The 26,133-nt window shown below is 42.8% G+C and carries 23 protein-coding genes; 20 read left to right on the top strand and 3 right to left on the bottom strand.

What is annotated here, in order from left to right; genetic code table 11:
• Nucleotides 1-28: 28 nt before the first annotated feature.
• From AB2J24_RS14425 to AB2J24_RS14435, 3 genes are read left to right on the top strand one after another with little or no spacing between them, the layout of a single operon-like run.
• Nucleotides 29-1,021, top strand: coding sequence for an ImuA family protein (locus tag AB2J24_RS14425; RefSeq protein ID WP_367385956.1), 993 nt, complete (start codon nt 29-31; stop codon nt 1,019-1,021).
• Nucleotides 1,002-2,528: a Y-family DNA polymerase gene (locus AB2J24_RS14430; RefSeq protein WP_367385957.1), complete on the top strand. Its 1,527-nt coding sequence runs from the start codon at nt 1,002-1,004 to the stop codon at nt 2,526-2,528. Before AB2J24_RS14425 ends, AB2J24_RS14430 begins: the two co-directional genes overlap by 20 nt.
• Nucleotides 2,525-5,869 (top strand): error-prone DNA polymerase, encoded by a 3,345-nt coding sequence (locus tag AB2J24_RS14435; RefSeq protein ID WP_367385958.1) that lies wholly within the window; start codon nt 2,525-2,527, stop codon nt 5,867-5,869. The genes AB2J24_RS14430 and AB2J24_RS14435 overlap by 4 nt, the downstream gene beginning before the upstream one ends.
• A gap of 2 nt (nt 5,870-5,871) precedes the next feature.
• On the opposite strand, the gene AB2J24_RS14440 is transcribed toward AB2J24_RS14435, so the two are convergent.
• Nucleotides 5,872-6,474, bottom strand: coding sequence for an HAD family hydrolase (locus AB2J24_RS14440; RefSeq protein WP_367385959.1), 603 nt, complete (start codon nt 6,472-6,474; stop codon nt 5,872-5,874).
• Nucleotides 6,475-6,700: 226 nt separating this feature from the next.
• Here AB2J24_RS14440 and AB2J24_RS14445 point away from each other — a divergent pair, with 226 nt between their 5' ends.
• The 4 genes from AB2J24_RS14445 to AB2J24_RS14460 all read left to right on the top strand — a co-directional run bounded on the left by AB2J24_RS14445 (nt 6,701) and on the right by AB2J24_RS14460 (nt 9,943).
• Nucleotides 6,701-7,474, top strand: a complete 774-nt coding sequence (locus tag AB2J24_RS14445) for an ABC transporter ATP-binding protein (protein ID WP_162654644.1) — start codon at nt 6,701-6,703, stop codon at nt 7,472-7,474.
• 19 nt (nt 7,475-7,493) lie between these two features.
• Nucleotides 7,494-8,231 carry a transporter substrate-binding domain-containing protein gene (locus AB2J24_RS14450; RefSeq protein ID WP_367385960.1) on the top strand — a complete coding sequence of 246 codons (738 nt, stop codon included), beginning with the start codon at nt 7,494-7,496 and terminating at the stop codon, nt 8,229-8,231.
• A gap of 111 nt (nt 8,232-8,342) precedes the next feature.
• Nucleotides 8,343-9,146, top strand: a complete 804-nt coding sequence (locus AB2J24_RS14455) for an ABC transporter permease (RefSeq protein WP_197742898.1) — start codon at nt 8,343-8,345, stop codon at nt 9,144-9,146.
• Nucleotides 9,143-9,943 carry an ABC transporter permease subunit gene (locus AB2J24_RS14460; RefSeq protein WP_367385961.1) on the top strand — a complete coding sequence of 267 codons (801 nt, stop codon included), beginning with the start codon at nt 9,143-9,145 and terminating at the stop codon, nt 9,941-9,943. The genes AB2J24_RS14455 and AB2J24_RS14460 overlap by 4 nt, the downstream gene beginning before the upstream one ends.
• 1 nt (nt 9,944) lies before the next feature.
• On the opposite strand, the gene AB2J24_RS14465 is transcribed toward AB2J24_RS14460, so the two are convergent.
• Together AB2J24_RS14465 and AB2J24_RS14470 are read right to left on the bottom strand one after the other, a co-directional pair.
• A complete protein-coding gene (locus tag AB2J24_RS14465) occupies nt 9,945-10,631 on the bottom strand; it encodes a fumarylacetoacetate hydrolase family protein (protein WP_162654648.1) in 687 nt (228 codons plus the stop codon).
• A 68-nt stretch (nt 10,632-10,699) separates the two neighbouring features.
• Entirely contained in the window at nt 10,700-11,587 is an 888-nt protein-coding gene (locus AB2J24_RS14470; RefSeq protein WP_162654649.1) for a hydrogen peroxide-inducible genes activator, read from the bottom strand.
• 162 nt (nt 11,588-11,749) lie between these two features.
• Here AB2J24_RS14470 and katG point away from each other — a divergent pair, with 162 nt between their 5' ends.
• The 13 genes from katG (at nt 11,750) to AB2J24_RS14535 (ending at nt 26,096) form a co-directional block, all read left to right on the top strand.
• A complete protein-coding gene (gene katG / locus AB2J24_RS14475) occupies nt 11,750-13,921 on the top strand; it encodes a catalase/peroxidase HPI (RefSeq protein ID WP_367385962.1) in 2,172 nt (723 codons plus the stop codon).
• Nucleotides 13,922-14,120: 199 nt separating this feature from the next.
• On the top strand, nt 14,121-14,300 hold the full coding sequence (locus AB2J24_RS14480; protein WP_162654651.1) for a hypothetical protein: 180 nt from the start codon (nt 14,121-14,123) through the stop codon (nt 14,298-14,300).
• 16 nt (nt 14,301-14,316) lie between these two features.
• The gene (cueR, locus tag AB2J24_RS14485; protein ID WP_162654652.1) at nt 14,317-14,721 is read left to right on the top strand and encodes a Cu(I)-responsive transcriptional regulator; all 405 of its coding nucleotides are present in this window, start codon (nt 14,317-14,319) and stop codon (nt 14,719-14,721) included.
• A 245-nt stretch (nt 14,722-14,966) separates the two neighbouring features.
• Nucleotides 14,967-16,280: an NAD(P)H-dependent oxidoreductase gene (locus tag AB2J24_RS14490; protein ID WP_162654653.1), complete on the top strand. Its 1,314-nt coding sequence runs from the start codon at nt 14,967-14,969 to the stop codon at nt 16,278-16,280.
• A gap of 81 nt (nt 16,281-16,361) precedes the next feature.
• On the top strand, nt 16,362-16,658 hold the full coding sequence (locus AB2J24_RS14495) for a putative quinol monooxygenase (protein WP_367385963.1): 297 nt from the start codon (nt 16,362-16,364) through the stop codon (nt 16,656-16,658).
• Nucleotides 16,659-16,687: 29 nt separating this feature from the next.
• Entirely contained in the window at nt 16,688-16,906 is a 219-nt protein-coding gene (locus AB2J24_RS14500) for a DUF6500 family protein (RefSeq protein ID WP_162654896.1), read from the top strand.
• Nucleotides 16,907-17,093: 187 nt separating this feature from the next.
• On the top strand, nt 17,094-18,653 hold the full coding sequence (locus AB2J24_RS14505; protein WP_162654655.1) for an ABC transporter substrate-binding protein: 1,560 nt from the start codon (nt 17,094-17,096) through the stop codon (nt 18,651-18,653).
• Between the two features lie 113 nt (nt 18,654-18,766).
• Entirely contained in the window at nt 18,767-19,747 is a 981-nt protein-coding gene (locus tag AB2J24_RS14510; RefSeq protein ID WP_162654656.1) for an ABC transporter permease, read from the top strand.
• Complete coding sequence (locus AB2J24_RS14515; RefSeq protein ID WP_367385964.1) at nt 19,744-20,688, top strand: ABC transporter permease; 945 nt, start codon at nt 19,744-19,746, stop codon at nt 20,686-20,688. The genes AB2J24_RS14510 and AB2J24_RS14515 overlap by 4 nt, the downstream gene beginning before the upstream one ends.
• Before the next feature lie 4 nt (nt 20,689-20,692).
• A complete protein-coding gene (locus AB2J24_RS14520) occupies nt 20,693-21,685 on the top strand; it encodes an ABC transporter ATP-binding protein (RefSeq protein ID WP_367385965.1) in 993 nt (330 codons plus the stop codon).
• Nucleotides 21,682-22,707: an ABC transporter ATP-binding protein gene (locus AB2J24_RS14525; protein ID WP_162654659.1), complete on the top strand. Its 1,026-nt coding sequence runs from the start codon at nt 21,682-21,684 to the stop codon at nt 22,705-22,707. Before AB2J24_RS14520 ends, AB2J24_RS14525 begins: the two co-directional genes overlap by 4 nt.
• Nucleotides 22,708-22,743: 36 nt before the next feature.
• A complete protein-coding gene (locus AB2J24_RS14530) occupies nt 22,744-23,664 on the top strand; it encodes a LysR family transcriptional regulator (RefSeq protein WP_162654660.1) in 921 nt (306 codons plus the stop codon).
• Between the two features lie 77 nt (nt 23,665-23,741).
• Nucleotides 23,742-26,096: a heavy metal translocating P-type ATPase gene (locus AB2J24_RS14535; RefSeq protein ID WP_367385966.1), complete on the top strand. Its 2,355-nt coding sequence runs from the start codon at nt 23,742-23,744 to the stop codon at nt 26,094-26,096.
• The last annotated feature ends 37 nt before the right edge of the window (nt 26,097-26,133 follow it).

Here is a 26,133-nt window from a genome sequence, read left to right on the forward strand (position 1 = left end):
AGAACAAAAGAAGAACAAATAAGCTAAAATGATGAATTCTGGTATTAAAAAACATGAACTATCAGAGCTTCGACAGCAAATAGCTGAAATCGAAGAACGGCAATTTATGTGTTTAAACGAACCAGATAAAGAACAAGAAAAATTATCAAACATCAAATCATATCGGATTCGAAATAAGAAAGATAAAAACTATATCTTTCCTTTTGGCTACTCATCCCTTGATGAATGTTTAGATGGGGGCATTTTTTTAAATGCACTTACCGAGTTTCGTACAGATGAAGCGCGGCATGTGGGTTCAGCAAGTGGATTCGTTTGGATCCTAGCTCAGCAAATGCAAAAACTGATTTATAATTTGGAACCCGCTTATGGCACATTACCTATTTTATGGATTGGTGAGGTTTCAGCCAAGTTGGAGGGTGGTCAGATTTATCCTCCCGGGCTTTTATCCTTAGGGATTGATCCATCACAATGCATATTTGTTCAACCGCGTACTTTAAATGATGCTTTATGGGCAGCAGAACTTGCAGCTAAGCAAACTGCACTTGCGACCACGATTTTGGAAGTTCGTGGTAATCCAGGCGAACTTGACATGGCTGGTACGCGACGTTTGCATTTAAGGGCGCAAGCTGCAAAGCGGCCATTTTTCCTTTTGAAGCAATCATCGGAGCCAGAAGCAACGGCTGCTCGTACGCGAATTTTCATTAAGCCTGCTGCTGCCAGTTCAAAAATTCTCCCCAGCCAACAAAAATTTTCAAATAGTCTGCAATATTCGGCATTTCAGCTTTTGCTTGAAAAAAGCAAAAGCCCGTCTCTTCAATCATTTATCTTGGAATGGAACCATGATGCACAATCTTTCCACAAACGTACAGATCAAGACTGGGCAAAAAATCAAGACCACGATCAACACACCGATGTCGATGTTTACAAATACCAATCGTCGAATTTTGTCGATCGCTCTTCCTTATCTGGCAACGGACCGAATCAAGCGAAGGAAATGGGGCGTGTCGTGGCGTTTGGATAAGCGAGAGAATAATGCCCATGAATATCCAACTATTTGTATGGAGAAACAAAAAGGTGCCATGCGCCTATCTGCGCTTGATCTGACAGCAGAAAATTTGGGACTCAAGCTTGGACAAGGCATGGTGGAAGCACGTGCCATGTGCCCGAATATTGAAACAATTCACGCAGATCATGATGGTGATATGGCTTTTTTAAATGCATTGGCTGATTGGGCAGATCGATATACGCCGCTTGTAGGGCTTGATGCACCTTTTGGTAAAGCTCAAGGATTGTTCTTAGATATAACTGGCTGTGCACATTTATTTGGTGGCGAAGAAGAAATGCTAAAAGATATGATATCTCGCCTTCATCAAATGGGAGTTTATGCGCAAGGAGCAATTGCTCCGACGCCTGGGTTTTCTTGGGGGCTTGCACGACAGCATTCGCCAGAGAATTATGATTTTCGAAATACAATTATGACATGGGACAATGCAAGGATAATTGCTTTATCTTTTCCCATGGCTGCATTGCGTTTGCCACTTGATATGTTGGTTGCTCTTGATCGTGTTGGCCTTAAAAATGTGAAAGATATTTTAGATGCACCACGTAAGCCACTGACTAAACGGTTTGGGCCATTTTTGCTTAAAAGACTTGATCAAATGCTTGGTCAAGAGGATGAACCTATTTCCCCGCGATTACCTGTTGCAAGCCTATCGGTTGAACGTCGATTAGCCGAACCCATTGGGCGCCAGGAAGATATTGAAACTTGTATTGAACAACTGGCTAAGTCATTACAAAATGATATGGAAAAGCGAGGTCTATTGGGTCAGCAATTTATGCTTTTATTGTTCCGCTTAAATGGTATAGTTCGCCGGCTTGATATTGGTCTTTCTGCACCATCACGAGAACCAAAACGTATTAAGATCCTATTTTCAGAAAAACTTGATAACATTTATGATGAAGCTGATGCCGGGTCGGGTTTTGAAACGATCCGTCTTTGTATTGTTTCGGCCGTTGAAACATCCGATCAGCAGGCGACATTTTCAGGGAAAAATAATATTCAAACGGATATTGATGAGTTAGCTGATCAAATCATTGTTCGGTTGGGCGCCGAGCGGGTTTTAAAGCCCGCTTTTCATCAAAGCTTTATCCCAGAACGGGCTACTTCTTTTATCTCATTAATGAAGAATGCTTTTTCTAAAGAGGAAATTCAGTCAGAAAAAAACCGCCCTATCCGGTTGTTCTCAAATCCAGAACCTGTTCTGGCCATTGCTGAAGTTCCTGAAGGTCCGCCGATTACATTTCGTTGGCGCCGTAGCCATTATCAAGTTGCTCGTGCCGAAGGCCCCGAGCGTATTGGCGCGGAATGGTGGATTAATGGTGAGGATGCACGAACACGAGATTATTATAAAGTAGAAGATAAATCCGGGCGTCGTTTTTGGATTTTTCGGGAAGGTCTTTATGAACGTGAAAGTGAAAACCGTGATGGTTTAGTGCCGCGGTGGTTTATGCATGGGTTATTTGCGTGAATGAAAATATCACTCCTGTTGCTAAATCCCTATTCGCTGAATTAGGCGTTGCAAGTAATTTTTCTTTTCTAAAAGGCGCATCTCATCCAGAAGAAATAATCGTGCGTGCAGCAAAATTAGGAATTAGCCATATTGGGCTTGCTGATTGTAATACGCTTTCAGGTGTTGTGCGTGCGCATATGGCTGCAAAAGAAACTGATATTCATTATCATCCAGGTGCGCGGCTTCAGTTTTATGATGGTTTACCTGATATGTTGGCCTATCCCAAAAACCGCAAAGGCTGGGGGCACTTATGCAGGCTTTTAACAGCGGGTAATTTGCGATCTGAAAAGGGGGATTGCCAGTTAATGCGTGATGATCTTATTAAATGGTCATCTGAGATAATGTTCTGTGTCTTGCCAGATATTGATTCGCATACGGTACAGCTTGACAATTTTAAAGATAATCTTGGGTTTTTAGCATCGCATATAAAAAGCAATATCTATCTTGCTTTAGTGGCCCATTATGATGGTGATGACAGGTTCCGTTTTGCTTCGATGGCAGAACTATCTAAAATATATGATCTTGTCTTAATGGCGACGAACGATGTGTTTATGCATCAACCAGAGCGTCGTCCTTTAAGTGATGTATTGTCTTCTATTGAGCATCACAGGCCTGTTTATGACATGGGGTTTGGTCTTTCAAAAAACGCTGAACGCTACTTAAAATCGTATGCTCAGATGAAGCATATCATGCGCGAATATCCTAAAACATTGGATCATGCGATTAATTTTGCAAATGCACTTACATTTTCACTTGATGAATTGCGTTATCAATATCCTGATGAAAAGTTTGGTGAAGGTTCACCTCAGGAAGTTCTTCGCGATCTGGCTTATAAGGGTGCAAATGAGCGTTATCCAGATGGAATTTCTAATAAAACAATTGATCAAATTGAGTATGAATTGGCTTTGATTAAAGGCCTTGATTATGCGCCATATTTTCTTACTGTTTGGGACTTAGTGCGCTATGCACGATCACAAGATATTTTATGTCAGGGGCGAGGGTCAGCGGCCAACTCAACCGTTTGTTATTGTCTTGGAATTACCGATGTAAATCCTGAAAAAGTTGATCTTCTTTTCGAACGATTTATTTCACCTGAGCGAAATGAACCGCCAGATATTGATGTAGATTTTGAGCATGAACGTCGTGAAGAGGTTATTCAATATATATATCAAAAATATGGTCGTGAGCGAGCAGGGTTGGCAGCCACAGTGGTGACTTATCGTGCTCGGATGGCAGCCCGTGAGGCTGGTAAAGCTTTTGGTCTGTCTGATGATGTTATTTCTGCGCTTGCCGGTTTGGTTTGGGGGTGGTCGTCGAAAAGTCTGACGGAAGAAGAAGCACGAGAAGCAGGGCTTGATATTAATGACCCCACAACACGACGTGTTTTAGATTATGCGTCTGAACTCATCGGATTTCCACGGCACTTATCTCAACATGTTGGGGGCTTTGTTATTACACGTGATCGGTTGGATGAAGTTGTGCCTGTTATGAACACGGCCATGGACGGGCGCACCATGGTGGAATGGGATAAGGACGACCTTGAAGCGCTTGGTATTTTAAAAATTGATGTTCTTGCCCTTGGCATGCTGTCATGCTTAGCAAAAGCTTTTGATCTTTTAAAAAGTTCCTATGGTCGCGACTATACGCTTGCAACGCTGCCAAGCGAAGATCCCGTTGTCTATGATATGATTTGTGCTGCGGATACGTTAGGTGTTTTTCAGATTGAAAGCCGTGCGCAGATGACGATGTTACCTCGTTTGCGTCCGCGTGAATTTTATGACCTTGTCATTGAAGTCGCTATCGTTCGCCCCGGACCCATTCAAGGTGACATGGTTCACCCCTATTTGCGCCGTCGACAGGGCATTGAGAAAGTTACATTTCCAAAAGAAGAACTGCGTGATGTTTTGGGTCGTACTTTGGGTGTGCCACTATTTCAAGAACAAGCGATGAAAATTGCCATTGTGGCCGCCAACTTTACACCTGGTGAAGCCGATAAATTACGTCGAGCCATGGCGACATTTCGCCGTGTTGGGACAATTCATACTTTCAAGATTAAAATGATCGAGGGCATGGTCCGAAATGGGTATGAACAAGATTTCGCTGAGCGATGCTTCAAGCAGATTGAGGGTTTTGGAGAATATGGATTTCCTGAAAGTCATGCAGCGTCTTTTGCGCTTTTAGTTTACGCATCATGTTGGTTCAAAGCTTACTATCCTGATGTATTTTGTGCGGCAATTTTAAACTCTCAGCCCATGGGGTTTTATGCACCCGCTCAGCTTATTCGTGATGCGCGCGAGCACGGCGTCGATATACGGCCCATTGATATTAATTACTCTGACTGGGATGCCAAGCTTGAGGATGGCCAGTTAGATCAAGCTGCAATGGCTGTGCCACGGCGCGATATGGTTCGTACAATTAAAACCAGGAAAGCACTTCGTATTGGTTTTCGTCAGATTAAAGGTTTGCGCCAAAAGGATATGGAAATAATCATGTCCCATCGTGGTAAAGGTTATGATTCCATTCGTGATCTTTGGCTAAAAACACGGCTTTCACCTTCCATTATTGGGCGGTTAGCAGAAGCTGATGTATTTCGCTCTATTGGGCTTGATCGACGCGTGGCTTTATGGGCCGTTCGTGCACTTGAGAAAAATAACCCAGATGATGAGGGCCTTCTTTTTAAACACGGTCATCAATTTATTGAACAAGAAGAGGAGCTATCGCTTCCGACTATGCGATTAAGTGAGCAAGTTATCAATGACTACCGATATTTGCGCATGTCTTTAAAAGCCCATCCTCTTGCCTTTATCCGTCCAAAGTTAAACAGGCCAAATGCGGTGCTACATGAAAATTTGGGTCAGATTAGGAATGGTCGAAATATTTTTGTGGCTGGTCTTGTGTTAGTCCGACAAAGACCAGGCTCTGCAAAAGGTGTTATTTTTCTCACATTGGAAGATGAAACAGGTGTGGCAAATATCATTGTTTGGCCAAAGGTTTTTGAACGCTATCGACGTATTATTCTTGGTGGCCGCTTGTTGCGAGTTTATGGAAAGTTACAAAGCGAATCTGGCGTTATTCATATTGTTGCAAATCGTATTGAAGATATGACACTTCATTTAGAAGTACTTGAACTCAATCAAACAAGAAGTACGTCGCCTGATAATATTCGAGATAAAATGATATCATCTAATGCAGATAGTAGGATGAGAAAAGAACCAAAGCAAATTGCACCCGTACCAATGATTGGACATCAGAAAAATGCGGCAAAGAAAGTTATGCCAAAAGGGCGGAATTTTCACTAAATTTAGAGGATGCCACGTGTTTGCAAATCACTTTCAAATTGTTCAGATGACGTAAATAAGATGCCATCAATTCCAAGCGTGCAGGCTGCATCGACATTGGCTTGTGTATCGTCAATAAAGATACAATCCTTGGCATCTAAATTATTTCGATCAAGTAATAATTGATAGATAGCAGCTTCAGGTTTTGTAATTTTAACCTCACCTGAAACGATCGTATCAATAAAACTGGATGCCAAGAATGGATACATTTGGCAGGCATCAACCCATTTTTCTGCTGAAAAATTAGTAATGGCGTAAAGTGGAGTATTGTTCTCTTTAAGTTGGTTTAATATTGCCACGGATTCATCAATTGCAGCGGGAACTGTCTCTGCCCAACGTTTATCAAAAGCATCAAAGATGTGCGCATAGTCGGGAAATTTTTCACTGTGCAATTTGACACCTTCTTCAAAAGAAAGGCCGCAATCCAATTGAAGATTCCAATCGAAAAAATTTGTCTCTTCAATAAATGCATTTATCTGATCTTGGTCACCGATTACATCTAAGAATAATGTATTTACATCCCAATTTATGAGAACTCGACCTACGTCAAATATAACATTTTTCATGAAATTAATCCCAAGTTGCTGCATTAAGGTTTGTCTAGTAGATCACTATGTCAAATATGTAAAAGGCAAATCAGAGCCTAAAATTTTGCCAACCAATATAATCTCACTCCAATGTTGACAAAATAAACATAATCAAACATGGTCAAGCCCAATAATTTGGATTTGTAGAGCGTCTCAAACAAATGAAACATAATTATAGTATAAATCCTCATAGTATTGAGGATTCATGACGAAACCCGACTATAGTCTCGTAGCAGAAGACATACATAAAAGTTTTGGAGAGCTTGAAGTTCTCAAAGGGCTGACCTTGCGCGCCAAAAAAGGTGATGTCGTCTCTATTATTGGAAGCTCTGGTTCGGGGAAAAGTACATTCCTGCGCTGCATCAACTTTCTTGAAATGCCTGATAAGGGTAAAGTTGTTCTTGATGGCGAAGAAGTCATCATTAGTAAAGGCCAAAATGGTCGTGTTGCATCGACCGATGAAAAACAGATTCAACGTTTACGCAGCCAGCTTGGAATGGTTTTTCAGAGCTTTAATCTCTGGTCACATATGACTGTTTTGCAGAATGTGATCGAAGGTCCAATACAGGTTTTGAAAATATCCCGAAAAGAAGCTGAAGAACGCGGTTTGGAATATCTTAAAAAGGTCGGTATTGCGCAAAAAGCAGATGCTTATCCAAGCCAATTGTCTGGCGGTCAGCAACAGCGTGTGGCAATTGCACGTGCGCTTGCTATGGAACCAAAGGCGCTTTTATTTGATGAGCCAACTTCAGCACTTGATCCTGAACTTGTCGGCGAAGTGCTAAAGGTAATGCAGGATCTTGCGAATGAGGGACGAACAATGATTGTTGTCACACATGAAATGGGTTTTGCACGCGATGTAAGTAATCGCGTGTTATTTCTCCATCAGGGGAAAATTGAAGAAGAAGGAACACCCGAAGAGGTGTTTAATAATCCGAAATCTGAACGCTGCAAAGAATTTTTAGCAAGTTCATATTGAGGTCATAAAGGAGAGAAAAATGAAAGTCTTTAAAACATTAACGGGAGTGGCACTTGCTGCTTTGATTACAACAGCAGCCATGGCTGATAATCATGCAATTCGCATGGGTACAGAAGGAGCGTATGCACCATATAACTTCATTAATGATGCAGGTGAAGTCGATGGGTTTGAGCGCGAAGTTGGTGATGAACTTTGTAAACGCGCAAAGCTTGAGTGCACATGGGTAACCAATGAGTGGGACAGCATTATTCCAAACTTGGTTTCAGGCAACTATGATACGATTATTGCAGGTATGTCTATTACTGCAGAGCGCGATGAAGTGATTGACTTCACGCAAGAATATTTCCCACCGGATCCGTCAACATATGTTGGTCTTGCGGGTACATCTATGGATGCAACAAAAGGCACGGTTGCTGCGCAAACAGGAACTATTCAAGCTGGCCATGCTGCTGAAACGGCTAAAGCTGTCGTTGAATTTGCAACACCTGAAGAAGTCACTGCGGCTGTTCGTAATGGGGAAGTTGATGCGGCAATTGCCGATGATGCTTTCTGGCAAGATGTTGTAAAAGCATCTAATGGTGAATTAGAATTTATTGGTGAGCCAGTGATGCTTGGAGGCGGTATTGGCATGGGTGTTCGTGAATCTGATACAGAGCTTAAAGAAAAAATGAATGCAGCAATTGCTTCTATGAAAGCTGATGGTACGCTTACCAAGATGATTGCCAAGTGGTTTGATGGCCGCATGGTTAAGTACTGATAACGTTATTGTTCGGGCCGCTATAACGCGGCCCGAACAATATGTGTCCCGATGTTTGAGTATTGTACTGATCCAAAAATATTAGAAGGTTTATCTTGGTGGTCTTGTTATTTGACAACCGGAAAACACTTCAATTTTTATCAAAGCTTCTTAGTTGTTTTTGCGCTTTTAATTATTTGCGTGCCATTTATTTTGATGTTTGGCTTTGCTGGGGCATTAGCCCGACGGTCACGAATATTACCAGTTCGCTGGGTTGGTGTTGCCTATACCTCGATGGTACGCGGCATTCCAGATATTATCTTTTTTCTTTTCGTTCCAATCGGGCTTGATCAAGCGATAGAATATTTGCGCCATCATGCAAAATGCCCAGAATGGACAGAACCTATCCGGCAGGGAAATGATTTTGTTGTTTGTGCGGCTGCAAAGATGCCTCTTGGTGTATCGCCCCAATGGATACATGAAGTGTATGGCTTTTCGTTAGCAACACTTGCATTTGCTATCGTTTTTGGTGCATTTGCTGCGAATACGATTTATGGGGCATTAAGTTCAGTGCCCAAAAATCAGTTGGAAACAGCTGCTGCATTCGGAATGAGCAGGCGACAGATTTTTTATCGTATTCATATGCCCCAAATGTGGATTTATGCGCTTCCTGGTCTGTCAAATCTATGGATGATTTTAATAAAAGCGACACCGCTGTTATTCCTTTTAGGAGTTGAGGATATTGTCTATTGGGCGCGCGAACTTGGTAGTTCTAAAACCGCGCGGTTTGCTTATGAACATGGTGATTGGCGTTTGGGATATTTCTTGTTTCTCCTTGTATTTTATCTTCTGCTATCGTGGGGAAGTGAAACGGTATTTGGGCGACTAACCAAGAAATTTACTAAGGGTCAGGCGATGATTGGAGCGAGTGCATGAGTTGTACGCAAACGGTCATTGATTATGCTTTTCGCGCGATTGGGTTTGGTGCGCGTGCATTACCAAAATCAGATATAACTTTATGTGAACAAGTTGTGTTGATTGGGTCTGGATTGCTTTGGAATATATATTTTGCAGCAGTTGCGTTGGTGCTTGGCTTTTTTGCAGCGGCTGCAATTGCATTTGCGCGAAATAGTTCAAACGGCTTTGTTTGGCGACCGGCGGCAATGTTTATTTTTCTCATCCGTGGATCACCTTTGTTCATTCAGTTCTTCATTGTTTATGAGCTGTTTGTTTTGCTACCGAGGATAGGGTGGGACTTAAATTTTGGATTTGTGGAAATTACCATTGAAACACGATGGCTAACCCGCGCTTGGATGGGCGCGCTTATTACACTATTTTTAAACACGACAGCATATACAGCCCAGATTTTTTATGGTGCTTTACGGACGGTTCCTAAGGGAGAGATTGAAGCCGCACTTGCTATTGGTATGTCGCAAAAGCAAATCAACAGACGGATTATAAAGCCAAAGATGATTAGTCTTGCTTGGGAGTCTTATACCAATGAAGCGATCTTTCTGCTTCATGCAACAGCGTTGGTTTTTTTCTCAAGTTTTCCCGCGTGGCGACAACAAGGAGATTCACTTTACTACGCGAGTTATTTTGCGGACAAGACGTTCAATCCATTCGTCGCATACCCGATTATTGCAGGATATTTTATCTGCTTAACATTGATTGTGATTGTGTTATTTAGCTGGCTGAATAAGCGTATGAATCCTCATTTAAGATATCAGTAGCTCACGTAACTTTACATTTTAGATCACCTACGCCGTCAATATGGCCGTGCATTTCATCACCGATGGAAACCGCGCCAACACCTGCTGGTGTTCCTGTCATAATAATATCGCCAGCTTGTAGCTTAAAGAAACCCGATAGATAAGATATTGTTTCTGCCACGTTCCAGATCATTTCGCTGATATTGCCTGATTGTTTTTGTGTTCTGTTAATATTGAGCCAGATGTCCGCAGACTGAAGTGTTCCAACGTCTGCTTTTGGTACGATGGATGAACAAGGTGCGGAATGTTCAAACGCTTTGCCAACTTCCCATGATCGCCCCATTTTTTTCATATCACTTTGAAGGTCACGACGGGTCATATCAAGTCCAACTGCATAGCCAAATATGGTGTTTTCGGCTTGTGAGAGTGAAAGGTTAATTCCACCCCTATCAAGTGCGACAACGAGCTCAATTTCGAAATGTACGTTGTTTGATTTTGAAGGGTAGGGAAAGTCTGCGTTATTTATGAGAAGATTATCCGGGTTTTTCTGAAAGAAAAAAGGTGGCTCTCGATCTGGGTCATGACCCATTTCCCGTGCGTGATCAGCATAATTTCGCCCAACGCAATATATACGTCTCACTGGAAACTTTTGGCTCGAGTTCTTAATCGGTAAATAAGGCTGAGGCTGTGGTTCGAATAGAAATGTCATGGGGTCCTGAATATGTATGCTCTTCTGAACAAGTTGAATTTGCATTGTTTGTGTTTTTAATGGCTTCTTTATTCTGCAATTTTTCGAATGATATGCGAAATCTCGGTTAATCTTTCTGTGAGTGGATTTGTTTTGCGCCATATCATGCCGATGGTTCGAGACGGTTTTGGGTCCAAAAACCGTGTGACGGAAACATTGGCGGACCGTGTTTCAACATCTAACGCCATTTCCGGAATAAGCGTCACACCTATACCCGCGCTAACTAGTTGGACGAGCGTAGATAAGGAACTGCCATCAAGCATTTCACGCGGTCTCGTAGTTTGGATATTACAGAAAGATAATGCTTGATCGCGGAAACAATGTCCCTCTTCTAAAAGCAGTAATCTCATTTCTTTTAACATCTGGCGGTTTGGTGCGGGCCTTCCTTTATCTGCCGATGGTCTGACCAGCACAAATTCTTCCGTAAAAAGAGGGACTTCCGTAAACGAGTTTTCTGAGATTGGTAGTGCAACAATAGCTGTATCAAGTTGTCCTTCGGAGACTTCTTTAATCAGATTTTGGGTTAATGTTTCTCTGATGTGGATATCAAGAGCAGGAAATGTGTTTGCAAGTTCATTGATGATTTTTGGCAAAAGATAGGGCGCGATGGTTGGAATAACGCCAACGCGCAATTGACCTGACAATTGATCACTCATTGAACGGGTAAATTCTTCCAATTCATCCACAGACCTCAAGATTGCAGATGCCCTTTCCGCAAATTCTTTGCCAAAATGGGTGAGTTGAGTTTTCCGTGCGACCCGTTCTACGAGCTTTGAATTCAACGTTTCCTCAAGCTCTTTTATCTGCATAGATAATGCGGGTTGCGAAACGGCACAAATTTCGGCCGCTCGTCCAAAGTGACTTTGTTGGGCTAAGATATTGAAATAACGTAGTTGCTTCAGGGTGATATTATTCATAAGTATTTCTTATCATATTTATCAGAAAATACAACTTTATCTAATGAATACAATTTGATAAATGTTTACCTAATATTTGGGTTGCGAGGGATTCGATTTACTTGAAGTCCTACACCTGAACTATCAGCAATATATAAAACACTATTTCCCGATGGAGTGAACATGAACGAGATGAGTCCCGCAAAATGCCCTGTAATGCATGGTCGTAATAAAGAGGCAAATGCAATGGGTACCACCGCAATTCAGCACTGGTGGCCAGAGCAATTAAACCTCAGAATTCTAAACCAAAACGCCCCACAAGTTGGTCCGCTCGGTGAAGATTTTAACTATGCAGAAGAGTTTAAAAAACTTGACCTAAAAGCATTGAAAAAAGATCTCGCAGATTTAATGACAGATTCGCAAGACTGGTGGCCCGCGGACTATGGTCATTATGGTGGTCTATTTGTTCGTATGGCTTGGCATAGTGCCGGCACCTATCGTACATATGATGGTCGCGGTGGTGCGCGCTCAGGTACACAACGTTTTGCGCCGCTTAATTCTTGGCCTGATAATGGAAACTTGGATAAAGCACGCCGTCTTCTTTGGCCAATTAAGCAGAAATACGGCAATAAAATTTCCTGGGCTGATTTGATGATTTTAACTGGTAATGTTGCCATGGAAACTATGGGTTTTAAAACTTTTGGTTTCGCAGGCGGTCGTGCTGATGTCTTTGAGCCAGAAGAAGATATCTATTGGGGTCCAGAAACTGAATGGCTTGATGATAAGCGTTACTCAGGTGATCGTGATCTAGCTGATCCACTTGGCGCAGTGCAGATGGGTCTTATTTATGTGAACCCGGAAGGGCCAAATGGTAATCCTGACCCGCTTTTATCGGGGCATGATATTCGAGATACATTTGGCCGTATGGCAATGAACGATTATGAGACTGTTGCGCTTGTTGCGGGCGGTCATACTTTCGGTAAAGGCCATGGTGCTGGACCGGAAGAAAAAGTTGGTGCTGAACCAGAAGGTGCGCCACTTGAGCAAATGGGTCTTGGTTGGTCAAACAGTCATGGATCTGGCAAAGGTGGCGATACGACGACAGCTGGCTTTGAAGGTGCATGGACGGCGAACCCCATTCAATGGGATATGGGTTATTTTGATGCTTTGCTTGGCTATGAATGGGAAAAAGTAACTAGTCCCGCAGGTCATGTTCAATGGCAACCAACTAAAGCCTCAAATGCCGCGCAAGCGCCAGCCGCAGGTGATGCATCGCGTACAGAACCGCTTATGATGACAACAGCAGATATGGCTCTTAAAATGGATCCGGAATATGCTAAAATTTCCAAACATTTCCATGAGAATCCTGATGAGTTTGCAGATGCTTATGCACGTGCTTGGTTTAAGCTAACACACCGGGATATGGGTCCGGTTACAAATTATCTGGGTGAGGAAGTTCCTTCAGAAGAATTGATCTGGCAAGATCCTATTCCCGCTCATGACGGTTCGGCACTTAGTGATGCAGAAATTGCTTCATTGAAAGAAAAAATCCTCGCATCCGGATTTTCTGTTTCACAACTTGTAAACACCGCTTGGGCATCTGCTTCAACCTTCCGCAGTTCAGATCTTCGCGGTGGGGCAAATGGCGCGCGCATTAATCTAGCGCCACAGAAGGACTGGTCGATTAACACATCTTCTAATGTTGCAAGCGTGATTTCAAAACTTGAGACCATAAAAAATGATTTCGATGGCAATGTCTCATTGGCGGATTTGATTGTACTTGGCGGTTGTGCTGCAATAGAAAAAGCAAGTGGTGTAAGTGTTCCGTTTACACAAGGGCGCACGGATGCAACTCAAGATCAAACAGATGTGGAATCTTTTGCAGTACTTGAGCCTAAATATGACGGCTTTCGTAATTATAAAAATACAAGAGACCCTCGTTCAACTGAGGCATTACTTGTCGATAAAGCACAATTGTTAGGTCTAAGTGCACCAGAAATGACTGTTCTTGTTGGGGGTCTTCGTTCACTTGACGTGAATGCGGGCAAAAGCAAGCATGGAGTCTTCACAGACAATCTAGGCACGTTAAGCAATGATTTCTTTGTAAATGTTCTTGATATGGGCATAGAGTGGAAATCAACTGATGGGTCTTCAGAATTGTATGAAGGCCGTGATCGTGCATCTGGTAACGTCAAGTTTACTGGGACTCGTGCTGATCTTGTCTTTGGTTCGAATTCTATTTTAAGATCAATTTCTGAAGTTTATGCGCAAGAAGATGCGAAAGAAAAATTTAAAGCGGACTTTATTACAGCGTGGAATAAAGTCATGAATGCAGACCGTTTTGATCTTGCCTGATTGATAGAGATTTAAGATAAAAACTTGAAAGCCGCACCCTGTTTGGGTGCGGCTTTTTGCAATCAGATGCTCTCATTCATTTGATACACTTATAATCACAATTGTTTTATTCGCCTTGATTTAACAGCTCGACTATCATCTAGTAAGAGTAGTCTGCTGATTAAGATGATCAGTGGAACGAAGTATTTTGGTTTGAGTGATGACAGTCGACAAAAAGAAAGATTCTAAATTGGGACAATGTGAGCCACCTGATCGATTGGCAGGAGGTGAAAGATTTGATTATCTTGCCCGTTGTGCCAAGGATTTAGGTTTTAGTGAGCAAGAATTAAAAGACCTTGCAGCGCTTTATGGCGAGCAAATGCCAAAAGACAAGTCGTGAATAGAGGGGACAAGTCGTGAATATAGGCTATGCATCTGAACAGTCGGGCCTTCCACCAAAAACTATCCGTTATTATGAAGATATTAATTTGATAAAACCGGCTCGCGCTGGAAATGGATATCGTGATTATTCAGATACTGATATTCATCGGCTAAAGTTCCTGCAGCGCTCACGAAGTCTTGGGTTTACAATAGACGAGTGTCGTCTGCTGCTTTCTCTTTATGATGATGATCAACGAGCTAGCTCCGACGTAAAATTGATTGCAGTTAGTAAGATAGAAGAGATTGATCAAAAAATAAGTGAATTGCAATCTCTCAAAGAAACTTTGGCCTCACTTGCCAAAAACTGTCATGGTGATAATAGACCTGAATGTCCAATCATTGCAGATCTTGCAGGGCAAAATGTTTCAAGTATAGTTTAAGAAGTCAATTTACGTGGCTTGCTTTTAGATAGATTTCTTAATCAACTTTTCTATTCTTCCCCATCATCTTCACATTTGTTTTGGGTACACGGAGTCGATTGACCCGACATTATGGAGATGTTCGGTTCAGTTTTTATCCTTTTATATGGGATTTTTTAAATAGGCCTTGGCATATTGGGCCAAATTAGGTGTATGACCAGTCATCTCTAATATTAGCAAGTTACATTTGCTTTGAAAGGACAGATATGACCCATCCATATTTTGCGGAACAACTTATTGCGTATGCCGCTGAAAACGGACCTGTGACAATTGGGTTGATTGGTGCAGGTCAGATGGGTAAGGATTTAGCTGTTCAAGTTGCGTTGATGTCGGGCATACGAATTGGTGGCATTTCTGTTACCCGCGCGGAAAATGCTTTGGGTGCATTACACCTTGCAGGACATTCGGACGAAGATATTATTGTTGCAAACAATGCAAATGCGATTGATGTGGCGATTGAAGGTGGAAAAATTGCCATATGTGAGGGGTTTGAGGCGTTAACAGCTGCAGGGCGCGTTGATGTGATTATTGATGCGACGGGTAATCCCAATACGGGATCACTTATTGCACTTAGCGCGATTAAAAATGGCAAGCATATGGTTATGCTAAATGTGGAAGCTGATATTACGATTGGCCGATATTTGGCAGAAGAAGCAAAAAAAGCTGGCGTTATTTATACTGGTGCTGCGGGTGATGAACCTGCCTGTGTTTTAGAACTGATTGGCTTTGCACGTAGTCTTGGTATGAACGTTATCGCCGCGGGAAAGGGCAAAAACAATCCACTTAATATCCATGCTGTACCCGCTGAATATGAAGAGGAAGCTAGAGCACGTGATATGAATGCTCGTATGCTTGTAGAGTTTGTTGATGGATCAAAGACAGCGATCGAAATGGTTGCTATTGCCAATTGTACAGGCCTTATACCTGACATTCCAGGTATGCATGGCCCAAAGGCATCGCTTGATGAGTTGGCGAATGTGCTTTGCCCAGTGGAAGATGGCGGTATTTTGAGCCGTAAAGGTGTTGTCGATTACTCAATCGGTAAAGGTGTTGCACCTGGAGTTTTTTGTATCGTAGAAACCAAGCATCCGCGTGTTTTGGAACGGATGGCTGATCTGAAAGTCGGTAAGGGGCCTTATTTCACACTTACTCGACCTTTCCATTTAACCAGTCTTGAAGTGCCATTGTCTGCTGCGCGAGCTGTTATGCATGGTGAACCTGATATGGTGCCAATCGACCGCCCTGTTGCAGATGCCGTTGCTGTCGCTAAACGTGATTTACAACCAGGCGAAATACTAGGTCGGATTGGGCAAGCCGATTATCGCGGTTATGCGGTGAGCTGGCAGGATGGCCGTAAAGGCGGTTATGTTCCTATAGGTTTGGCAGAAAAAGCTGTTGTATCTAAACCCGTGAAGGCTGGTGATATTATAACCTATGCAAATTGTGTTCCTGATAAAGATCTTATCATTACACAGATCCGTCATAAACTTGACCAAGCAGATGCACATTTTGCAAGTTAAGCATGTTCTATAAGTTCATAAAATTTTTTTATATCTAATGGCGCTTATACTAATGGCATTCTACAGCTTAGAAAGTGAATAATGATCTATCTAATAGCAACGCTTAAAATAAAACCGGATAGTTTCGAAACGATAGAGAAATTGGTTGCACCTTGCATAGAAGGAACGCGATTAGAAGCCGGCAACATTTCTTATGATCTTTTTCAAAGTACGACTGATAAGAATACTTTGTCATTCGTAGAGCGCTGGAAAGATCAAACTGCGATAGATAATCATTTCACAGAGTCGCATTTCTTGGCTTGGAGAGATGCGGGAGCGGAATATATTCTCGACAAAAAACTTGAGATCATTACACCTGAAAACATCGAGCAAAAATAGGATATGATTTACCGCGGGAACCTGAAATGATGAGACAACAGCTCAAAGATAAAATCATATCTGTTTGTGATGAGAAAATTGAAAAGAAAGGTGTTAATGTAGGCCTTTCCTTTTATGCATTTTTTGCCAATAAGAATGATGACCCTCAGCTTCTTATGGAAGCTGCGACATGGTGGATACAGACCCATGAATTGGACCACTTTGAAAAAGCCGTTAAAATTCGCCAGATGATATTAGACAGCATATGACATTCACGGTGACTGCTCATCGTCGTTTACAAATACACCGATCAAATTGCTGCACCTGCTCACTTTTTCGCTCTTTTAGTGAATACTAAACCGCCATACGCGAAATGCATAAGTGATTTGAAATCGGCATTGGCTCATGCAATCATTTTAATATTACATATAGGGTACCTATAATGGAGAAAATAATATGAATATATTTACACGCGCTGTTGCGGTCGGCATGATGTCATTTGCGATGACTGCCGTTGCGCAAGCTGAGGTTACTGTTAAAGTAGCTTATGATGCTGACCCGGTTTCACTGGATCCACATGAGCAACTTTCCGGTGGTACATTGCAATTCTCGCATATGACGTTCGATCCGCTCGTTCGTTGGACGCAAGATTTGCAGTTTGAAGCACGTTTGGCAGAAAGCTGGGAGCAGATTGATGCGACAACGACACGTTTTAACTTGCGTGATGGTGTGAAATTTCATTCTGGCAATGAGCTAACAAGTGCAGACGTTCTTTGGACATTTAATCGCCTGAAAGAAAGTGCCGATTTTAAAGGTATCTTCTCTCTTTTCACAGAAGTGAAGGTCATTGATGAAGACACGTTTGATCTTATCACTTCAGAGCCTTATCCGCTTGTATTGCACACAGCAACTTACATCTTCCCAATGGATAGCAAGTTCTATTCTGGTAAAACAGATGACGGCAAAGACAAAGCTGAATTGGTAAAGCATGGTGATAGCTTCGCATCACGCAATGCATCTGGCACAGGTCCGTTTGTTGTTGATTCACGTGAGCAGGGTGTAAAAGTTGAGTTCTCTCGTTTTGCTGATTACTGGGATACAGCTAGCGAAGGCAACGTTGATAAAATCGTTTTGACACCGATTAAAGAGGATCCAACTCGTGTTGCTGCTCTGTTGTCTGGCGATGTAGATTTTATTGCCCCTGTTCCTCCAACAGATCTAAAGCGTGTTGAAGATAGCGATAATGCTAACCTCATTACAATGGCTGGTACGCGTATCATTACGTTCCAAATGAACCAGAACCGCGTTGAAGCTTTTAAAGATGCTCGTGTTCGCAAAGCTATTGATTATGCTGTAAATAATGCGGGTATTGTTGATCGTATTATGCGTGGTTTCGGTACTGTTGGTGCACAAGCTAGCCCGGCTGGTTACCTTGGTCATGATGCAGCGCTAACACCACGTTTTGACGTGGAAAAAGCAAAAGCTCTGATGGCAGAAGCTGGTTATGCTGACGGTTTTGAAATCACAATGATGGCACCAAACAACCGCTATGTGAATGATGACAAAATTGCTCAAGCAGTTGCTTCAATGTTGTCAAAAATCAATATCAAAGTTGACCTTCAAACAATGCCAAAAGCGCAATACTGGCCTAAGTTTGACGAACGTGCTGCGGATATGATGATGATTGGCTGGCATGCTGATACGGAAGATAGTGCAAACTTCCACCAGTTCTTGTCTGCATGTGCAAATGAAGATTCAGGTAACGGTCAATATAACTCCGGTAACTATTGTAACTCTGAGACTGATGCTTTGATGGATGCTTCAAATGCTGAAACAGACCCTGCAAAGCGTGGTGAGTTGCTTCAGAAACTAGAAGGTATCTTGTACGAAGAAGCTGCCTTTATTCCGCTTCATTGGCAAAACCTAGCATGGGGCGCTCGTAAAGGTGTACATGCTGAGAAAATTGTTAATGCATTGAACTTCCCTTACTTTGGTGATCTTGTCGTAGACAAGTAAGTTCAAACGATTAATTCTTTAAATTTTCTGGGGGCTAGGCTTCTAGCCCCCAGAATATTCTCAAATATTGACGTTAAATGCGTCTTAAATCTACCAGCTGACAGGTCAATTATATGCTTGCATATCTTGTGAAACGTACTTTGCAGGCGATTGCGGTGATGTTCGTTATCTCGCTCATTGGCTTCGCCATCCAGGATAATTTGGGCGATCCATTACGCGAACTTGTCGGACAATCTGTGTCTGAAGAGGTTCGTCAGGAATTACGAGATGAACTTGGTCTAAACGATAGTTTTTTCGCCCAATATACCCGTTTTCTTGGAAATGCATTACAAGGTGATTTAGGCACAAGTTACTTTTTTAAAGAACCTGCACTTGATGTTATTTTGAAAAAAATGCCTGCGACGTTGGAGCTGGTTTTTGGCGCAACGCTAATTATTGTAGGTCTATCTGTTCCGTTAGGTGTTTACACAGCGATAAAGCCAAATACTATTATCAGTCGCGTCATTATGGGTGTGTCAATTGTCGGTATTTCGATACCCGTATTCTTAACTGCTATTCTTCTAATTTATGTATTCGCAGTCGAGTTGGGATGGCTCCCCTCCTTTGGCCGTGGCGATGTCGTTAATGTCTTTGGATCCTGGGATACAAACTTTGCATCGGCTGATGGTTGGGCGCATATTATTTTGCCATCTCTCGCCCTTGCTTCAATTATGTTGCCACTATTTGTGCGATTAATACGCGCCGAAATGATGGAAGTTTTACAAAGTGAATATGTTAAATATGCCAAAGCGAAAGGTATCCACCCATGGCGTATTTATTTTGTTCATGCGCTGAAGAATACACTTTTACCTGTAATTACTGTCGGTGGTGTTCAGATCGGGACAATGGTTGCCTACACAATTCTTACGGAAACTGTTTTCCAATGGCCGGGTATGGGGTTCATGTTCCTCGAAGCCGTGAATCGCGTAGATACCCCCTTGATCGTAGCTTATTTGATTGTTGTTGGCTTTATTTTCGTCATCACAAATACAATAGTTGATTTGATTTACGGTCTCGTCAATCCAACCATAAAACTAGCGAGGATGGGTGCATGAGTGATCAAAGCCTTAGCGCCAAGCCTTCTTTTTTGCAGCGCGTTATCAATTCAAACATGGGCTATAGCTTCTTGCGCAACCCAGTCGCCCTTGTCTCATTTATCGTATTTGCGATTATTGCGTTCATGGCTTTTTTTGCTCCATTAATTGCACCGTTTGATCCATATGATCCTGCACAGATTGATATTATGAATAGCGAATACCCACCTATATGGATTAGTGGTTCAGATCCGGCATTTTTGTTTGGAACGGATGATCAGGGGCGCGATCTTTGGTCAACTATTCTATATGGTACAAGACTTTCTATTTTGATTGGCCTGTGTGCAGTGTTGTTGCAGGCATTTTTGGGGATTTCTATTGGATTGCTCGCCGGTTATCTCGGAGGACGCTTAGACAGTCTTTTGATGCGCTTTGCGGATATTCAACTTTCTTTTTCTACATTGATGGTTGCGATCATCTTTCTGGCGATTACCCAAGCTTTGTTTGGTTCTGAGACATTTAATCAGTATGCCATTTATTTTCTGATAGCCGTCATTGGCGTAGCTGAATGGCCGCAATATGCGCGTACCGTTCGTGCAACGGTGCTGGCTGAAAAGAAAAAAGAATATGTGGATGCTACACGCGTTCTTGGTTTTGGTCCTATGCGCATTATGCTGCGTCATATTTTACCTAATTCATTATCTCCGATATTCGTTATTTCAACAGTTCAGGTTGCGAATGCAATTATCTCAGAAGCATCACTTTCGTTTCTTGGTCTTGGTATGCCGCCAAATCAACCATCTTTAGGTTCGCTTATTTCATCTGGCTTTGATTATATCTTTTCTGGCAGCTGGTGGATCACGACTATTCCGGGCCTTGTTCTTGTTGTTCTGGTGTTGGTCATTAATCTGTTAGGTGACTGGATGCGTGACGTTTTGAACCCCAAATTATATAAGGAATAGCGCCATGTCTTTGTTATCCGTACGTGACCTATCCGTTAAATTCGCTTCTCGCAAATTTTCTGTGACTGCACTTGATGGGATCAGTTTTGATCTTGATAAGGGTGAACGTCTCGGCATCGTTGGGGAATCTGGCGCTGGGAAATCCATCACTGGCTTCTCGCTGATGAATCTTCTATCTCGGCCTGGTTTCATTGATTCGGGTAGTATCATGTTTGAAGGCGAGGACATTGTGACAATGTCCGAGAAGGAAATGCGTGGTATACGCGGCAATCGCATGGCAATGATTTTTCAAGACCCTATGGTAACCTTGAACCCTGTGTTGACCATTGGTCAGCAAATGGTAGAAACTTTGAAAAGTCATAGAGACTTAAGCCAAGCGGAAGCCGAGCAGATTGCCATCGTCAAATTGCGTGAGGTTTATATTCCCTCGCCTGAAGAGAGGCTTGATCAATACCCGCATGAACTTTCGGGCGGTATGCGGCAGCGTATTATTATTGCCATGGCACTATTGTTGGATCCTCAGTTGATCATTGCGGATGAGCCGACAACGGCGCTTGATGTTACTATTCAGGCCGATATTATGGAGCTTCTCCTTGAATTATGTCAGTCAAACAAGGTTGGTTTAATTTTGATTACGCACGATCTTGGAGTTGTCAGTCAAATGACTGAGCGCACGCTTGTTATGTATGCCGGCAAAATTATTGAAGCAGGAAGCACGCGTGAGATAATTAATGATCCACAACACCCTTATACGCAAGGGCTGTTAAATGCACTACCACAGCAAACACAACCTGGTAAACGCCTAAAACAAATTCCTGGGAATATGCCTACTTTGTCTGAAATACCAAGTGGTTGCCCTTTTCGGCCGAGGTGTGATTATGCTACTGAAGTTTGTAAGACGAGTAAGCCTGAAGTCGTAAAATATGCACATGTTGAAGTTGCTTGCCATGAGGTTAATCGGTTGCATCTGGATCGTTCCAAGGAGCAAGCGTCATGAGTGCGCCGACAAATAAAACTGCTCTATTAGAAGTTAAGAGCCTAGAAAAACGTTTTGAACTTGATCAAGGTCTTCTTGAAACGATTAAGGTTCGTGGTGGTAAGATTATCAAAGAACGCCGCGAGGTTCATGCTGTTAACAATGTCTCGTTCAATGTAGAGAAGGGCGAAGCGCTTTGTGTGGTTGGTGAAAGTGGCTGTGGTAAATCTACGATCGCTCGGCTGGTTGCAGGCTTATTGTCACCTAGTGGTGGGGAAATCCACTATGGTGGTGAGCGGATAGATAATCGTTCTCGTAAAGCACTGATGCCTTTGCGAAGTAAAATGCAGATGATTTTTCAAAATCCCTACGCATCGCTTAACCCTCGTATGACAATTCAGCAGGCGTTGGAAGAGCCCGTCCGTTTTCATAATTCAAGCTTATCTTCTGGTGAAGTGGAAGATAAAGTTACCGAAGTTATGAAATCTGTTGGTGTCGACCCGAGTTGGTCTACGCGTTACCCGCATGAATTTTCAGGTGGACAACGACAACGTATTGCGATCGCTCGTGCGTTAACAGTGGATCCAGAATTTATAATTGCGGATGAGCCGATTTCAGCACTTGATGTATCCATTCAGGCTCAGGTTCTGAACTTAATGTTAGAGGCAAAAGATGACCGTGGGCTAACATACTTGTTTATCACCCATGATTTGAGTGTTGTGCAGCACTTTGGTACTCGTGTTGCGGTGGTTTATTTGGGATCTGTCTGTGAATTAGGTGATACGGCGACATTGTTTGAAAACCCTAAACACCCCTATACTCGTGCTCTTTTATCCGCTGTTCCGCAGCTTAAAGATGATCGACCAAACCATATCCGTTTGAAGGGCGAGATACCTACACCGATTAATTTGCCGCAGGGGTGCCCCTTTGCAAGTCGTTGTGCTTATGCTGATAATAGGTGTAAAATAGAAAAACCTCGGACCCTACAACAGGCCGATGGGTCTATGGTGGCCTGTCATGCTGTTGAAGAAGAGCGAATTTAGCATCGTTTTTTCCTGAATGCGGAACGGATTATCGATTTGGATATTGCATGGCTAAAAGATTTTGAAGCTTTGGTGGCGCAAAAAAATTTTTCTCGTGCCGCTGAAGAGAGAAATGTCAGTCAACCTGCATTTTCAAGGCGAATTCGAGCGCTTGAAGAAGATGTTGGGGTTGTGCTGATTAATCGTCAGACACTTCCTTTATCTTTGACGCCAGCAGGAGAAGTGTTTTTACCTCAAGCCCGTATTATGCTCAGAACGTATCATGAAACACTGGAACGCTGCCAAATTATCGATGCTGCGGGTGAAAATGTTATTCGGTTTGCGACGTCTCAATCGCTTTATATGACCCATTTCAAAACACACATTGCGCCGTTGGCTGAACAGTGTGGACTGGATGTGGATCTAAATTCGACGAGCTGGTCCGCTGATCAGTTTGTATCTGCTCTCCAGCAGCGATATTGTGATGTGATTTTGACATATTGGCATCCTGCTATGGATTTTTTAGCACCGCTTGAAGTTGGCGGGTGTGATTATCTGACATTATCCCTGGATGATATGATTCCAGTCTCCAAAGTGGATAAAAATGGACCGTTGCATAACTTAACCGGTGCACAGCAGAAACCCATACCTCTTTTGTCATATGGTACGGCATCAGCATTGCGGTCGATTGTTGATTATACACTGGATCAACATCTTGAAGGACCTAAGATCTTGGTTGTTAATCGAAATGCCATGGCAGTTTCGGTAAAAGCCATGATCTTAGAGGGTTTTGGTATTGGTTGGCTGCCATATGAGCTTTGTAAAGAGGAGCTTTCTCAAGGGTTACTCGAAGTCGTCGGTGACGAAAGTTACATTGGCAAGTTAGAGGTGCGGCTTTATCGAAATCGAGAGAATAAGAAACAAACTTTAAAGAAGCTTTGGAGCAGCATGGAAGAGATAGCTATCTCCGGTAGCTAAGCATCCAATAAACTCCTTGACCTTCCAGTGACTGGAAGGGGTATGGATGATCCATAAACTTATATGGATCTATAAAAATGAACGTTTCAACGATCTCTGATGAAATATTTAATGCGGCTACAACTCCAGTTGATGGCGCTGTTAAAGACCCTGTATGCGGTATGACTGTGTCAGTGGGCAAGGGTAAACCGTCACTAAAATACCGTGATCATGATTATCATTTTTGCAACCCAAAATGTCACGATAAATTTGATGCAGACCCTTATTTTTATCTATCTGGTAATAAGGCCAAGCAAACTCAAACAGCTCCCAAGAATGCGATTTTTACTTGCCCGATGGACCCAGAAATTGTGCAGGAAGGGCCAGGAACATGTCCTATATGCGGCATGGCCCTGGAACCAGCTGATGGAATAGCCGACGGTCCAAATCATGAGTTGATTGATTTTACTCGCCGGCTATGGATTAGTGTTATTGTCTCAGTTCCACTACTTGTTTTAACCATGGGTCCGATGATCGGGTTGCCGGTTCGGGATTGGTTTGGTGAGGTTAATTCTCTTTATATCGAGTTTTTCTTGGCCACGCCTGTCGTTCTATGGGCCGCATGGCCGTTTTTTATGCGGGGGTGGACATCTATAAAAACATGGAACTTAAATATGTGGACGTTGATCATGATCGGTGTTGGAACATCATATATATATTCAACATCTGCAACGTTCCTTCCCCAATTATTCCCAAGTGATTTGCGGTTCGGAAGTAATCATCTACCGGTTTATTATGAAGCTGCGGTTGTAATTGTTGCTCTGGTTTTTGTGGGGCAAGTATTGGAGTTGCGTGCACGAGAACGCACTGGCGATGCTATTCGGGCGCTCCTTGATCTTGCTCCAAAAACAGCGCGCAGGGTACTGGAGAATGGGGAGGAATATGATGCTCCTTTGGAGAATATTGTTGTTGGTGACATATTACGCATCCGACCGGGTGAGGCTGTGCCGATTGATGCCGTTATTTTGGAGGGATCGTCGTTAATAGAAGAAAGCATGTTGACGGGCGAGCCCATGCCACTGGAAAAAACCGTAGGCGACCAGGTTACCGGTGGAACACTTAATAAAAATGGATCACTCATCGTAAGAGTGTTGAAAGTTGGCGATGAAACCATGCTAGCGCAGATCATCTCTATGGTTTCCTCTGCTCAACGATCCCGTGCACCAATTCAGAGTATGGCAGATCGTGTGGCATCTTACTTTGTGCCGACGGTTGTGTGTATAGCGATTATTGCTTTTGTAGTTTGGTCACTTGTTGGTCCTGCTCCCTCATTTGTATTTGCAATTGTGTCGGCCGTTTCAGTGTTAATCATTGCATGTCCATGCGCATTGGGATTAGCAACGCCAATGTCTATTATGACGGCAACGGGTCGAGGTGCGCAGGCTGGTATTTTGGTTAAGGATGCGGTGACTTTAGAACAACTGGCAAAAATCGATGTCATTGTTGTTGATAAAACAGGGACACTTACGTGTGGCGAACCACAGCTAACAGACATCAGCATTCTGGCAGAAGATATCTCAAATGTTGAAACTTTAGGCGTTGTAAGGGCAATTGAACAAGCATCAGAGCACCCATTGGCAGAAGCAATCGTGAAAGGTATTAAGCAAAGAGACATTGAAGCCGCAAATATTGAGAGTTTTCAATCGGTAACTGGCAAAGGTGTGATGGCTAATGCTAATGGTACCACATTTGCCGTTGGTAACTCTGCCATGATGGGTGAGATCAGTGTAGATATTTCAGAAATGGATGAGCATGTTAAGAACCTTCAGTCTGCAGGTAAGACTGTTATGTTTGTTGCTGCTGATAAAAGGCTTATGGCGATATTGGCGGTTTCTGACCAAATTAAGCCTAGTGCAAAACAAGCCGTACGAGATATGCAGGCGCTTGGTGTGAAAATTATTATGGCGACCGGCGATAATGAAATTACAGCGAAATCTGTTGCCGATGAACTTGGTATTGATGATGTTAGAGCTAATACTCTTCCAGAAGATAAAAAGACCCTCATCGATGATTTACATAAACAAGGTCTAAAAGTTGCAATGGCCGGCGATGGCGTTAACGACGCTCCGGCGCTGGCAACAGCTGATGTTGGCATTGCGATGGGTACAGGCGCTGATATTGCGGTTGAAAGTGCAGGAATAACATTATTGCATGGTGATTTGATCGGTGTGGTTCGCGCTCGAAGACTTTCTCAACTAACAATAAATAATATCAAACAAAACTTATTCTTTGCTTTTGCTTATAATAGCCTAGGCGTGCCATTTGCTGCTGGGTTGTTATATCCGATAACGGGGACTTTACTTTCGCCTATGATTGCTGCTGCAGCGATGAGTCTGTCATCTGTTTCTGTTATTTCAAATGCTTTGCGCCTGCGTTCAGTGAATCTGGATTAGGTTATGAGGCAACAAAACGGGCCCAATTCATAGGCCC

Origin of the sequence: Lentilitoribacter sp. EG35 (assembly GCF_040784015.1) — a bacterium.
In the GTDB taxonomy this organism is placed as follows: domain Bacteria; phylum Pseudomonadota; class Alphaproteobacteria; order Rhizobiales; family Rhizobiaceae; genus Lentilitoribacter.

What these genes read in the sequence shown, in the direction of transcription:
- AB2J24_RS14425 (WP_367385956.1), top strand. Translation starts at nt 29, where the DNA reads ATGATGAATTCTGGTATTAAAAAACATGAACTATCAGAGCTTCGACAG.
- AB2J24_RS14440 (WP_367385959.1), bottom strand. Translation starts at nt 6,474, where the DNA reads ATGAAAAATGTTATATTTGACGTAGGTCGAGTTCTCATAAATTGGGAT.
- AB2J24_RS14445 (WP_162654644.1), top strand. Translation starts at nt 6,701, where the DNA reads ATGACGAAACCCGACTATAGTCTCGTAGCAGAAGACATACATAAAAGT.
- AB2J24_RS14450 (WP_367385960.1), top strand. Translation starts at nt 7,494, where the DNA reads ATGAAAGTCTTTAAAACATTAACGGGAGTGGCACTTGCTGCTTTGATT.
- AB2J24_RS14460 (WP_367385961.1), top strand. Translation starts at nt 9,143, where the DNA reads ATGAGTTGTACGCAAACGGTCATTGATTATGCTTTTCGCGCGATTGGG.
- AB2J24_RS14465 (WP_162654648.1), bottom strand. Translation starts at nt 10,631, where the DNA reads ATGACATTTCTATTCGAACCACAGCCTCAGCCTTATTTACCGATTAAG.
- AB2J24_RS14470 (WP_162654649.1), bottom strand. Translation starts at nt 11,587, where the DNA reads ATGAATAATATCACCCTGAAGCAACTACGTTATTTCAATATCTTAGCC.
- katG (WP_367385962.1), top strand. Translation starts at nt 11,750, where the DNA reads ATGAACGAGATGAGTCCCGCAAAATGCCCTGTAATGCATGGTCGTAAT.
- AB2J24_RS14480 (WP_162654651.1), top strand. Translation starts at nt 14,121, where the DNA reads ATGACAGTCGACAAAAAGAAAGATTCTAAATTGGGACAATGTGAGCCA.
- AB2J24_RS14490 (WP_162654653.1), top strand. Translation starts at nt 14,967, where the DNA reads ATGACCCATCCATATTTTGCGGAACAACTTATTGCGTATGCCGCTGAA.
- AB2J24_RS14495 (WP_367385963.1), top strand. Translation starts at nt 16,362, where the DNA reads ATGATCTATCTAATAGCAACGCTTAAAATAAAACCGGATAGTTTCGAA.
- AB2J24_RS14500 (WP_162654896.1), top strand. Translation starts at nt 16,688, where the DNA reads ATGAGACAACAGCTCAAAGATAAAATCATATCTGTTTGTGATGAGAAA.
- AB2J24_RS14505 (WP_162654655.1), top strand. Translation starts at nt 17,094, where the DNA reads ATGAATATATTTACACGCGCTGTTGCGGTCGGCATGATGTCATTTGCG.
- AB2J24_RS14510 (WP_162654656.1), top strand. Translation starts at nt 18,767, where the DNA reads ATGCTTGCATATCTTGTGAAACGTACTTTGCAGGCGATTGCGGTGATG.
- AB2J24_RS14515 (WP_367385964.1), top strand. Translation starts at nt 19,744, where the DNA reads ATGAGTGATCAAAGCCTTAGCGCCAAGCCTTCTTTTTTGCAGCGCGTT.
- AB2J24_RS14520 (WP_367385965.1), top strand. Translation starts at nt 20,693, where the DNA reads ATGTCTTTGTTATCCGTACGTGACCTATCCGTTAAATTCGCTTCTCGC.
- AB2J24_RS14525 (WP_162654659.1), top strand. Translation starts at nt 21,682, where the DNA reads ATGAGTGCGCCGACAAATAAAACTGCTCTATTAGAAGTTAAGAGCCTA.
- AB2J24_RS14535 (WP_367385966.1), top strand. Translation starts at nt 23,742, where the DNA reads ATGAACGTTTCAACGATCTCTGATGAAATATTTAATGCGGCTACAACT.